Here is a 10,921-nt window from a genome sequence, read left to right as displayed (position 1 = left end):
GCGAGTTCTTATGCAAACCCCCACATACGCGCATACGTATCTGGCGGCGGCCGGGCTACGGCTCCCGACCAACTGGCTGGACTACACGATCCTGGCGATCTACTTCGTCGTCGTGCTCGGCATCGGTCTCGCGGCCCGCCGCTCGGTCAGGACGAGCCTCGACTTCTTCCTCTCCGGACGCTCGCTGCCCGCCTGGATCACCGGCCTCGCCTTCATCTCGGCGAACCTGGCGGCCACCGAGATCCTCGGCATGGCCGCCAACAGCGCCCAGTACGGCGCCTACACCGTGCACTGGTACTGGATCGGCGCCATCCCCGCCATGGTCTTCCTCGGCCTGGTGATGATGCCCTTCTACTACGGCAGCAAGGTCCGCTCGGTCCCCGAGTTCCTGCTGCTGCGCTTCGACAAGGCAGCCCACCTGCTCAGTTCGATCCTGTTCGCCTTCGCCGCGATCCTGATCGCCGGTGTCAACCTGTACGCGCTCGCGATCGTGGTCGAGGCCCTGCTGGGCTGGCCGCAGTGGGTGGCCATCGTGGTCGCCGGCGCCTTCGTGCTCGCGTACATCACGCTGGGCGGTCTGTCCTCGGCGATCTACAACGAGGTCCTGCAGTTCTTCGTGATCCTCGCCGCGCTCATCCCGATCACCATCCTCGGCCTGCGCAAGGTCGGCGGCTGGGGCGGGCTGACCCACAAGCTCGCCGAGACCCACGGGCACGACTTCACCACCGCGTGGGGCGGCACCGGGATCGGCAGCAGCAACCCGCTCGGCGCGAACTGGCTGACCATCGTCCTCGGCCTCGGCTTCGTGCTGTCCTTCGGTTACTGGACCACCAACTTCGCCGAGGTGCAGCGCGCCCTGTCCGCGAAGAACCTCTCGGCCGGGCAGCGGACGCCGCTGATCGCCGCGTACCCGAAGATCTTCATCGTCTTCCTGGTGATGATCCCGGGCCTGGTCGCGGCCGCGCTCGTGCCGGGCATCGGCACCAGCGGGTCGGGGTTGCAGTACAACGACGCCATCCCGTACCTGATGCAGGAGCTGCTGCCCAACGGTGTGCTCGGCATCGCGGTCACCGGTCTGCTCGCCGCGTTCATGGCCGGCATGGCGGCCAACGTGTCGTCCTTCAACACCGTGTTCACCAACGACATCTGGGCGAAGTACGTGGTGCGCGGGCGGGAGGACGCCTACTACGTCCGGTTCGGCCGGTGGATCACCGTGATCGGTGTCTGCGCGTCCGTCGGCACGGCGTTCCTCGCGTCGTCGTTCTCGAACATCATGGCCTACCTCCAGACGCTGTTCTCCTTCTTCAACGTGCCGATGTTCGTCGTCTTCATCATCGGCATGTTCTGGAAGCGGGCGTCGGTCAAGTCCGGCTTCTGGGGCCTGCTCGCGGGCACCGTCACCGCGATGGTCAACTACTTCGTCCTCTACAAGAAGGGGATCATCTCCATCCCCTCCGACCAGGGCGCCAACTTCGTCTCGGCGATCGCCGGGTTCGTCGCCGGTGCGGTCGTGATGGTCCTGGTCTCCCTGTTCACCGAGCCGAAGCCGGCGCAGGAGCTCCAGGGCCTGGTCTACGGCACCCGCTCCCCCGGCATGTCCGAGCCGCCGGCCCCCGGTGACGACGCCTGGTACCGCAGGCCCGCCCTGCTGGGCTGGGGCGCGGTCGTGCTCGCCGCCGCCTGCTACATCCCGTTCTCGTTCTGACGCGGGAGGATCGAGGGAACATGTCCGAGAACTCCGAACACCATTACACCGAGGACGAGATCGCGCGGGAGGTCACCGAACTGGAGGCCAGGTCCGCGACGGCCGCCCGCATCTTCGACCTGCGCCGCATCATCGGCGGGCTCTTCGTGGTCTACGGCGTCATCGTCACGATCACCGGCATCACGGACTCGCGGTCCGCGATCGACAAGGCGCAGGGGGTCAACATCAACCTGTGGACCGGGATCGGGATGCTGGCGCTGGGTGCCTTCTTCCTGGTGTGGCTGAAGCTGCGGCCGACGGCTCCGCCGCAGGAACGGCAGGAGTAGCGCCGTCGGGGCGCGGGGGCCGTCCGCCGGCTGCGTGGCCGGTCGCGCGGTTCCCCGCGCCCCTACGGGGCGTTGCGGTCGCCCGCGCGATCCAGCAGTCCCGTGCGGGCGGCCAGGGCCGCCGCCTCCAGCCTCGACCCCACACCCAGCTTCATCAGCACCCGCTGGACATGCGTCCGGGCCGTGCTCGGCGCTATCCGCATGCCGGAGGCGATGACGCGGGTGTCCTCGCCGTCGGCGACGCGGACGAGGACCTCGACCTCGCGGGGGGTGAGGACGCGGAGGAGGCGCTGGGCCTCGTCGTCGGGCTGGGCGGTGGGGTTGAGGAGTTCGGTGAAGGCTTCCTGGAGGAGGGCGGGGGAGACCGCCGACTCACCGGAGCGGGCCTTCAGGATCGCGCGCTCGACGCCCTCGATGCGTTCGTCGTGCCGTACGTACCCCGACGCCCCGGCGGCGAACGCCGCGGCGATCCCCCGGGGCGACGGCACCGGGCCGAGCACCACCACCGCCACCTGCGGCCGCTCCCGCTTGATCTTCGCCACCGGGTCGAAGGCCCCGGGCTCGGCCGGGGCGGCCGTACCCAGCAGACACACCTCCGGCGCCCGCGCGATCACCAGGTCCGCGGCGCCCGCGGCGGGCGCGGCCGAGGCGAGCACCCGGTGCCCGCGCAGTTTCAGCGCCGATGCCAGCGCCTCCGCGAGCAGGCGATGGTCGTCCACGACCATGAGCCGTACTCCCATAGAGAAACCCCCCAGTCCCGCCCATGGATGCCCCACTATGGACGTCCACCGGCCCGAAGGACAGAGGGCCCCCCGGCACCTCGCCCCTTCCATGCCCCCGGAAGCTACACGCTTGTTCGACGCCGCGCCGCCCTGGACAGCAGAAGTGCCCCGGATCGATGACATCCGGGGCACCGCTGACCAAGTCACCCGTTCGGGTGATTGTGCTGCGGCGGTCAGCCGTCCGTGCCGAAGGCCAGCACCAGGTACGACTTGTCGTCGCCCGGGTCCGCCTTGTCGACGAAGACGTCGGACATGTACAGCCGGCCGTTCGCGAAGAGGATCTCCGCGTAGTCCGGCAGCATGCTGCCCTCCGCCCGCCGGACGCTCTCCGCGGAGGGGTTCTCCAGGAGCTTGGTCTCCTTGAAGGTGGAGCCGTCGATGCTGACGATCTGGCCGCCCTTGTCGTACGGCGGCTTCTTGTAGGCGATCAGGTTGCCGCCGTCCATGCGCAGCGGCGACAGCAGATAGCCGTCCCCGGCCTCGGCGCGCTGGCCGGTGGGCTTGCCCGTGGCCAGGTCGAAGGCGACGACCTCGTTGGTCGTGCTGTAGGAGGTCCCGCTGCCGTCGTGCTCCTCGGTCGGCACGAACAGCTTGCCGCCGCCGACGACGACCTCGTGGCAGTCCTCGATCCGGGTGATGCCGTCGCAGCGGCCGCCGTAGGTCTTGCCGGGCGCGGAGATCCGGGCGAGCAGCTTGCCGGTCTTGTTGTCGATGGAGAAGTAGTCGGAGATGCCGCTGCCGTCGCCCGCGCTGTCGCCGACGTCGGCGGCGACCACGAGCGGGTCGGTGGAGACGACCGAGGCGTACTCGATACCCGGGTCCATCTTGTACTCGGAGACGACCTTGCCCGACTGCGGGTCGATGGTCTGGATGGACAGCTGGGTGTTGTCCGAGTCGCCGCAGCTGCGCACCGCGACCAGCTTGGCGCCGCCGCCGTAGCCCGCGTCGTAGCAGTCCTCGCCCGGCTTCGGCTGCCACAGCGGCTTGCCGGAGTCGATGTCGAAGGCCGCGCCGCCGTTGCTGTCGCCGAGCGCGACGGTGCGCTGGGACACCGTCACGTTCTGGTAGTTGACCGGGTAGTCACCGACGTTGACGGTCTTCGTCCACAGCTTCTTGCCCGCGTCGAGGTCGATCGCCGCGATGTCGGAGCAGCCGTCGTACTTCTTGTTCGTCGGCTGGTACGTGATCGCCGTCTTGTGGTCGGCGGTCATATGCCGGCTGGCCGCGCAGACCGGGCCGGGCAGCTTGACCGTCCACAGCCTGGTGCCCTTGACCGGGTCGTAGCCGTCGATCTCGTCCACCCCGGTCTTGGCGTACACCTTGTCGGTCAGCCAGGAGCCCGAGGTGCTCACCGTGTCCCCCACGGAGGGCGTCGGGATCTGGAAGAGGACCTTGGCCGCGGGGTCGGCCGGCACCTTCTCCTTGCCGCCGGTCGAGCCGCCGGAGCCCTTGTCCTGGCCGCCGCCGTTGCCACCGCCGCCGGAGGAGGCGGTGTCCTGCTTGGTGCCGCCGTCACCGGAGCCCGCGACCCAGATGCCGCCGACGACGATCAGCGCGATCACGACGACCGCCGCGATCACGATGTACAGCGTGGTGTTGTTCCGCCCGCCGCCGCTGCCCTGCTGCTGCATCGGCATGGTCGGGGGCTGGCCCGGATAGCCGTAGCCCGGCTGGGCGGGCATGGCGTACGGGTTCTGCTGCGGGGCCCCGTAGGGGGCGGCCGGCGGCTGGCCGTACGGGTTCGGGGGCGCGGCGGGGTAGCCGTAGCCCGCCGGCGGTGCCGGGGGCGGCGGCTGCATCGGCTGCGGGTAGCCGTAGCCGGGCTGGGGCTGCTGCGGGGGGCCGGGCGGCTGCTGGCCCGGGGCGCCCTGCGGGGGCGGCGGGGTCGGCGGGCCGAAACCCCCCTGCTGCGGGGGCTGGTTCGGCGGGGGCGGCTGGGTCATGGCTCGGGTACCTCGGTGACACTCGGAAGGCCGGACGGCGGACGGAACGGGGAGCGGCCGGGCTCAGTTGCCGAAGGCCATGATCAGCTTCTCCTTCGCCTCGTCACTGCCGTTCAGCCGGCCGGACGAGATGATGAAGCGCCCGTCGGCCCAGTCCACGACGCCGTCGTAGAAGGTGTCCTCGATCTCCGCGGTGCCCTGCGGGTTCTGGAGCAGCTTCGTGGTGCCGTGGGAGGAGCCGGCGGTCGGGATCGAGACGACCTGGCCGCCCGCGTCGTACGACGGCTGCACATACGCGATGAGCCTGCCGCCCTCGGTCTTCATCGGCGACATCGGCTCCTCGGCCGGGGACTTGACCCGCCACTTCGCCTTGCCGCTGTCGAGGCTGATCGCGACGATCTCGTTGGCGCCGGTCGTCGCGTCCGTGGGCAGGTACAGCGTGTCGGCGTCGGCCGCGACCCCCTGGCAGCCCTGGAGGTCGCGCTGCAGGATCGCCCAGCCGCAGCGGGGCGAGAACTTCTCGTCGACCTTGACCTGGGAGCGGAACGTGCCGCCCGAGGTGAAGGTGGAGATGTTCCACACCTTCTTGTCCTCGTTGGTCAGGTAGACCACCAGCGGGTTCATCGAGTACACCCGGCTGACCTGCCAGCCCTTCTTCAGGCGCTGGGTCCACTTCACCCTGCCGGTGGCCGGGTCGAGTTCCTGCAGCTCGTCGTGCTCGGTGCTGGTCGACGCCGCGCAGGACGCCACCTGGACCAGCCGGCCGTCGCCGCCCGCGTACCCGGCCGGGAAGCAGGCGTTGCCGTAGCGCTTCTTGTCGTACAGCTTCTTGCCGCTGTCGATGTCGTAGGCCGTGCCCGACTCGGAGCGGCCCACCATCAACGTGCGGCCCACCACGCTGAGTTCGACGTTGAGCGCGCTGTCGAACAGCCCGCCGTCGGCGACCTGGGCGCTCCAGCCTTTCTTGCCGGTGGCGAGGTCGAGCTGCTCCATCTGGTTGCACTTGGCGTTGTCGCCGGCGCCGTTCATGTACGCCACGACGACCTTGCCGTCGTCCGACTTCTGCGGGGTGACCGCGCAGATCTTCTGCGGGAAGTCGAGGGGCCCCCAGGGGGAGCTGCCGTTGCCGGTGTCGTAGGCGAAGACCTGCTTGTACGCCGCCTTCACCACCGTGTTCCCGGCGATCCACATGCCGGGGGCGTCGGCGCCCGAACCGGGGGCGTCCGGCGCCGACTTGTACCAGAGCACCTTCGCCTCGCCGGGCGCGCGGCCCTTGTTGAGGTCCTCGGGGTCGTCGCCGCCGGTGGACGAGGAGCCGGGCGAGGGGGCGCCGGAGGCGGTCGGTGCGCCGCTGCCGCTCTGCTCGGCGACGGGCTTCTTCTTTCCGTCGTCGCCGCCGCTGGTGACGGCGTAGACGGTGCCGGCTATGACGAGCAGCGCGGCCGCCGCGGCACCGACGATCAGTGCCGTCTTCTTCTTGCCGCCGCCGCTCGGGGGCGGGAAGGGACCGCCCGGCGCCGCGCCGGGGGCACCGGGGTACGGCGGCTGCTGCGGGAAGCCGTAACCGGGCTGGGGCTGCTGCCCGTAAGGGCCCGGCTGGGGCTGCTGCCCGTAAGGGCCCGGCTGAGGCTGCTGCGGGTAGCCGTAGGGGCCGGGGGTGCCGGGTGCCGTAGGGGCTCCGTAGGGGCCGGGGGTGCCGGGTGCCGAAGGGGCTCCGTAGGGGCCGGGCTGCTGCGGGTAGCCGTAGCCGGGCCCCGGCTGCTGCGGGGGCTGGGGCGGCTGTCCCGGCTGCGGCGGCGGGCCGGTCCGGGCCTGGGGCGCGGGCGGCGCCGCGGCAGGATCGGCCGACGGCGGATTCCCGGCCGGCTTGGACAGGACCGTCGGCGGCGGGACGGCCGGGGCCGCGGGAGCGGTGGGCGTCGCCGGTGCGGGCGGGGCGCCGAAGCCGCCGCCCTGCGGAGGCTGGTTCCTCGGGTCCCTCGGGTCTCTCGGATCCCTTGGGTCCTGCGGTGCTCCGAAGCCGCCGCTGGGCGACTGGTCGGGCGGCTGAGTCATCAGCGCTCTTCCCCCTCGTTCACTGATTTTTAGCCACGCCCTGAGGTTCTCGACGGACCCTGGGTCGTTGTGCAGACGGTTCTCAGACGGCCTTTCTATCACTCGGTACGGACAGCGGAGCGGGCCGGATCCCTCCCTGTTCCCAAGGGAGGACCGGCCCGTGATGCCGCCGTTACGCGCCTTCACGCCCCCTTCACGCGGCGCACGCGCGCCCTACCGCGCGCCGGGGCAACGCGCTTGCCGTGCTGGCCGATTCGAGGCGGGCGGGGTGCTACGCGTCCTCCGCCAGCTCCAGCCAGCGCAGCTCCAGTTCCTCGCGCTCACCGGCGAGTTCCCGCAACTGGGCGTCCAATTCGGCCACCTTGGCGAAGTCCGTGGCGTTCTCGGCGATCTGGGCGTGCAGCCTGGTCTCCTTGTCGGAGACCTTGTCCAACTGCCGCTCGATCTTCTGGAGTTCCTTCTTGGCGGCGCGCTGGTCGGCGGCGCTCTTCTCCTGCGTGGCCGGCTTGGGCGCGGCGGCGGCGGCGCGCTCGGCGACCGCCTCCTCCATCCGCTGCCGCCGCTCCAGGTACTCGTCGATGCCGCGCGGCAGCATCCGCAGGGCCCCGTCGCCGAGCAGGGCGAAGACCCGGTCCGTGGTGCGCTCCACGAAGAACCGGTCGTGGGAGATGACGATCATCGAGCCGGGCCAGCCGTCGAGGAGGTCCTCCAGCTGGGTGAGGGTCTCGATGTCGAGGTCGTTGGTGGGCTCGTCCAGGAAGAGGACGTTGGGCTCGTCCATCAGCAGCCGCAGCAGCTGGAGACGGCGGCGCTCACCGCCGGAGAGGTCGCCGACCGGCGTCCACTGCTTCTCCTTGGTGAACCCGAAGGTCTCGCACAGCTGGCCCGCGGTCATCTCGCGGCCCTTGCCGAGGTCGACGCGCTCGCGCACGCGCTGCACGGCCTCCAGGACCCGCCAGGTGGGGTCGAGTTCGGCGACCTCCTGGGAGAGGTAGGCGAGCCTGACCGTCCGGCCGACGGTGATCCGGCCGCCGGCCGGCTGCTCCTCGCCCTCGGATCGGGCGGCCTCGGTCATGGCGCGCAGCAGCGAGGTCTTGCCGGCGCCGTTCACCCCGACGAGGCCGATCCGGTCGCCGGGGCCCAGCTGCCAGGTGACGTGCTTGAGCAGCACCTTGGGCCCGGCCTGGACGGTGACGTCCTCCAGGTCGAAGACCGTCTTGCCGAGCCGGGAGGAGGCGAACTTCATCAGCTCGCTGCTGTCGCGGGGCGGCGGCACGTCGGCGATCAGCTCGTTGGCCGCCTCCACCCGGAAGCGGGGCTTGGAGGTGCGGGCGGGGGCGCCACGGCGCAGCCAGGCCAGCTCCTTGCGGACCAGGTTCTGCCGCTTGGCCTCCTCGGTGGCGGCGATGCGCTCGCGCTCGGCGCGGGCGAAGACGTAGTCGGAGTAGCCGCCCTCGTACTCGTACACATCGCCGCGCTGCACGTCCCACATGCGGGTGCAGACCTGGTCCAGGAACCAGCGGTCGTGGGTGACGCAGACCAGTGCCGAGCGGCGGTTCTGGAGGTGCCGGGCGAGCCAGGAGATGCCCTCGACGTCGAGGTGGTTGGTGGGCTCGTCCAGGACGAGCAGGTCCTGCTCCTCGATCAGCAGCTTGGCCAGCGCGATGCGGCGCCGCTCGCCGCCGGACAGCGGGCCGATGACGGTGTCCAGGCCCTTGGGGAAGCCGGGCAGGTCCAGCCCGCCGAACAGGCCGGTCAGCACGTCCCTGACCTTGGCGTTCCCGGCCCACTCGTGGTCGGCCATGTCGCCGATCACCTCGTGGCGCACGGTGGCGGCCGGGTCGAGCGAGTCGTGCTGGGTGAGCACGCCGAGGCGCAGTCCGCCGGAGTGCGTCACGCGCCCGGTGTCGGCCTCCTCCAGCTTGGCGAGCATCCGGATCAGGGTGGTCTTCCCGTCGCCGTTGCGGCCGACGACCCCGATCCGGTCCCCTTCCTGCACACCGAGCGAGACGCCGTCCAGCAGGGCACGGGTGCCGTACACCTTGCTGACGTTCTCGACATTGACCAGGTTGACGGCCATTTCACTCCTGCGCCCGGGGCGGTATCGACATGCGGCTCCGCCGCGTGGGTCAGCTTTCTAGCGTAGGGCCTCGGGGGCGGGGGGTGTCGCGCGAGGGGACGGTCACCCTCCGTGCGCCCGCGACGGGTACCGAACCCGCTCAGACCACCGTCGCCCCCGGCACCGGCCCCTGCGCCGTCCGTACCGTGCGGCAGGTGCCCGAGTCCCGCAGGGCCCGCGCGACCTCCTCCGCCGCGCCGGCGTCCCGCGCGAGGAAGGCCGTCGTCGGGCCGGAGCCGGAGACCAGGGAGGCGAGGGCGCCCGCGTCGCGGCCGGCGGCCAGCGTGGCGGACAGTTCCGGGAAGAGGGACAGCGCGGCGGGCTGGAGGTCGTTCGTGACCGCCGCCGCCAGGGCGTCGGCGTCGCCCTTCGCCAGCGCGTCCAGCAGGTCCCGCGAGGCCACCGGCTCCGGGATCGCGCGCCCCTCGGCCAGCCGGTCGAACTCGCGGAAGACCGCCGGCGTGGACAGCCCCCGCTCGGCCATCGCGAACACCCAGTGGAAGGCGCCGCCGACGTCGAGGCCGGTCAGCTGCTCGCCGCGGCCGACGCCCAGCGCGGCCCCGCCGACCAGACTGAACGGCACGTCGCTGCCCAACTCGGCGCAGATCGCGAGGAGTTCGGCCCGCGAGGCCCCGGTGCCCCACAACGTGTCGCACGCGAGCAGCGCGCCCGCGCCGTCCGCGCTGCCGCCCGCCATGCCGCCGGCGACGGGGATGTCCTTGGCGATGTGGAGGTGCACGTTCGGCTCGACGCCCCGGCGCGCGGCGAGCGCGAGCGCGGCGCGGGCGGCGAGGTTGGTGCGGTCCAGCGGCACCTGGGCGGCGTCCGGGCCCGCGCAGGTGACGCGCAGTTCGTCGGCGGGGGTGACGGTGATCTCGTCGTACAGGCCGACGGCGAGGAAGACGTTGGCGAGGTCGTGGAACCCGTCGGGGCGGGCGGCGCCCACCGCGAGCTGGACGTTGACCTTGGCGGGGACGCGGACCGTGACGCTCACTGCGCTCCTTGGGCTGTGCGGGGGCCGGCGTCAGACGCCGGTCTGGGCGTGCTCGGCGATGCGGGCGAACTCCTCGACCGTCAGCGACTCGCCGCGGGCCTGCGGGGAGATCCCGGCGGCGACCAGGGCGGCCTCGGCGGCGGCCGCGGAGCCGGCCCAGCCGGCGAGCGCGGCCCGCAGGGTCTTGCGGCGCTGCGCGAAGGCCGCGTCGACCACCGCGAAGACCTGCCGCCTCGTGGCCGTCGTCCTGATCGGCTCGGTGCGCCGCACGAGGGAGACGAGCCCGCTGTCGACGTTGGGCGCGGGCCAGAAGACGTTGCGGCCGATGGCGCCGGCGCGCTTGACCTCGGCGTACCAGTTGGCCTTCACGGACGGGACGCCGTACACCTTGGAGCCCGGGGCGGCGGCGAGGCGGTCGGCGACCTCGGACTGCACCATCACGAGGGTGCGCTCGATGCTCGGGAAGGTGTCGAGCATGTGCAGCAGCACCGGGACGGCGACGTTGTACGGCAGGTTCGCGACGAGGGCGGTCGGTGCGGGGCCCGGCAGCTCGGTGACGTGCATCGCGTCCGAGTGGACCAGCGCGAAGCGGTCGGCGCGGGCGGGCATGCGGGCGGCGATGGTCGCCGGGAGGGCGGCGGCGAGGACGTCGTCGATCTCCACGGCGGTGACGCGGTCGGCGACCTCCAGCAGCGCGAGGGTGAGCGAGCCGAGCCCGGGGCCGACCTCCACGACGGTGTCGTCGGGGCGGACCTCGGCGGTGCGGACGATGCGGCGGACCGTGTTCGCGTCGATCACGAAGTTCTGGCCGCGCTGCTTGGTGGGGCGGACACCGAGCGCTGCCGCGAGCTCGCGGATGTCGGCGGGGCCGAGGAGGGACTCGGGGGCGGGGCTACTCACGGGACAAGGGTACGGGGCGGTGGGACACCCCCTTGCCAGGTCCCCGCGCCGGGGCGCCCCGAGGGACCGCGCCGGTGCGCGCCCCCCGCCGCGTGGG

At 71.9% G+C, this 10,921-nt stretch carries 8 protein-coding genes; 2 read left to right on the top strand and 6 right to left on the bottom strand.

Features of this window, described 5'->3' with window-relative positions; genetic code table 11:
• Window positions 1-10 precede the first annotated feature (10 nt).
• Together QSK45_RS35625 and QSK45_RS35620 are read left to right on the top strand one after the other, a co-directional pair.
• The gene (locus tag QSK45_RS35625; protein WP_285563079.1) at window positions 11-1,705 is read left to right on the top strand and encodes a sodium:solute symporter family protein; all 1,695 of its coding nucleotides are present in this window, start codon (window positions 11-13) and stop codon (window positions 1,703-1,705) included.
• Between the two features lie 20 nt (window positions 1,706-1,725).
• On the top strand, window positions 1,726-2,031 hold the full coding sequence (locus QSK45_RS35620) for a hypothetical protein (RefSeq protein ID WP_285563078.1): 306 nt from the start codon (window positions 1,726-1,728) through the stop codon (window positions 2,029-2,031).
• A gap of 62 nt (window positions 2,032-2,093) precedes the next feature.
• Here QSK45_RS35620 and QSK45_RS35615 read toward each other — a convergent pair whose 3' ends face one another.
• From QSK45_RS35615 to rsmA, 6 genes are all read right to left on the bottom strand, one after another.
• Complete coding sequence (locus tag QSK45_RS35615) at window positions 2,094-2,771, bottom strand: helix-turn-helix transcriptional regulator (RefSeq protein WP_285563077.1); 678 nt, start codon at window positions 2,769-2,771, stop codon at window positions 2,094-2,096.
• Between the two features lie 215 nt (window positions 2,772-2,986).
• Window positions 2,987-4,756: an outer membrane protein assembly factor BamB family protein gene (locus QSK45_RS35610; RefSeq protein WP_285563076.1), complete on the bottom strand. Its 1,770-nt coding sequence runs from the start codon at window positions 4,754-4,756 to the stop codon at window positions 2,987-2,989.
• A 63-nt stretch (window positions 4,757-4,819) separates the two neighbouring features.
• On the bottom strand, window positions 4,820-6,811 hold the full coding sequence (locus QSK45_RS35605) for an outer membrane protein assembly factor BamB family protein (protein ID WP_285563075.1): 1,992 nt from the start codon (window positions 6,809-6,811) through the stop codon (window positions 4,820-4,822).
• A 271-nt stretch (window positions 6,812-7,082) separates the two neighbouring features.
• Window positions 7,083-8,891 carry an ABC-F family ATP-binding cassette domain-containing protein gene (locus QSK45_RS35600; RefSeq protein WP_285563074.1) on the bottom strand — a complete coding sequence of 603 codons (1,809 nt, stop codon included), beginning with the start codon at window positions 8,889-8,891 and terminating at the stop codon, window positions 7,083-7,085.
• Window positions 8,892-9,030: 139 nt separating this feature from the next.
• Window positions 9,031-9,924, bottom strand: coding sequence for a 4-(cytidine 5'-diphospho)-2-C-methyl-D-erythritol kinase (locus QSK45_RS35595; protein WP_285563073.1), 894 nt, complete (start codon window positions 9,922-9,924; stop codon window positions 9,031-9,033).
• 30 nt (window positions 9,925-9,954) lie between these two features.
• Window positions 9,955-10,824 (bottom strand): 16S rRNA (adenine(1518)-N(6)/adenine(1519)-N(6))-dimethyltransferase RsmA, encoded by an 870-nt coding sequence (gene rsmA, locus QSK45_RS35590; protein WP_285563072.1) that lies wholly within the window; start codon window positions 10,822-10,824, stop codon window positions 9,955-9,957.
• Between the last annotated feature and the right edge of the window lie 97 nt (window positions 10,825-10,921).

It is taken from the genome of Streptomyces hygroscopicus subsp. hygroscopicus (genome assembly GCF_030269125.1).
In the GTDB taxonomy this organism is placed as follows: Bacteria; Actinomycetota; Actinomycetes; order Streptomycetales; family Streptomycetaceae; genus Streptomyces; species Streptomyces hygroscopicus_C.
The sequence above is the reverse complement of the archived record's forward strand: the minus strand, read 5'-3'. Positions and strand labels throughout refer to the sequence as shown.

Coding starts and splice junctions, on each gene's coding strand:
- QSK45_RS35600 (WP_285563074.1), bottom strand. CDS start 8,891: ATGGCCGTCAACCTGGTCAATGTCGAGAACGTCAGCAAGGTGTACGGC.
- QSK45_RS35615 (WP_285563077.1), bottom strand. CDS start 2,771: ATGGGAGTACGGCTCATGGTCGTGGACGACCATCGCCTGCTCGCGGAG.
- QSK45_RS35610 (WP_285563076.1), bottom strand. CDS start 4,756: ATGACCCAGCCGCCCCCGCCGAACCAGCCCCCGCAGCAGGGGGGTTTC.
- QSK45_RS35625 (WP_285563079.1), top strand. CDS start 11: ATGCAAACCCCCACATACGCGCATACGTATCTGGCGGCGGCCGGGCTA.
- QSK45_RS35605 (WP_285563075.1), bottom strand. CDS start 6,811: ATGACTCAGCCGCCCGACCAGTCGCCCAGCGGCGGCTTCGGAGCACCG.
- QSK45_RS35620 (WP_285563078.1), top strand. CDS start 1,726: ATGTCCGAGAACTCCGAACACCATTACACCGAGGACGAGATCGCGCGG.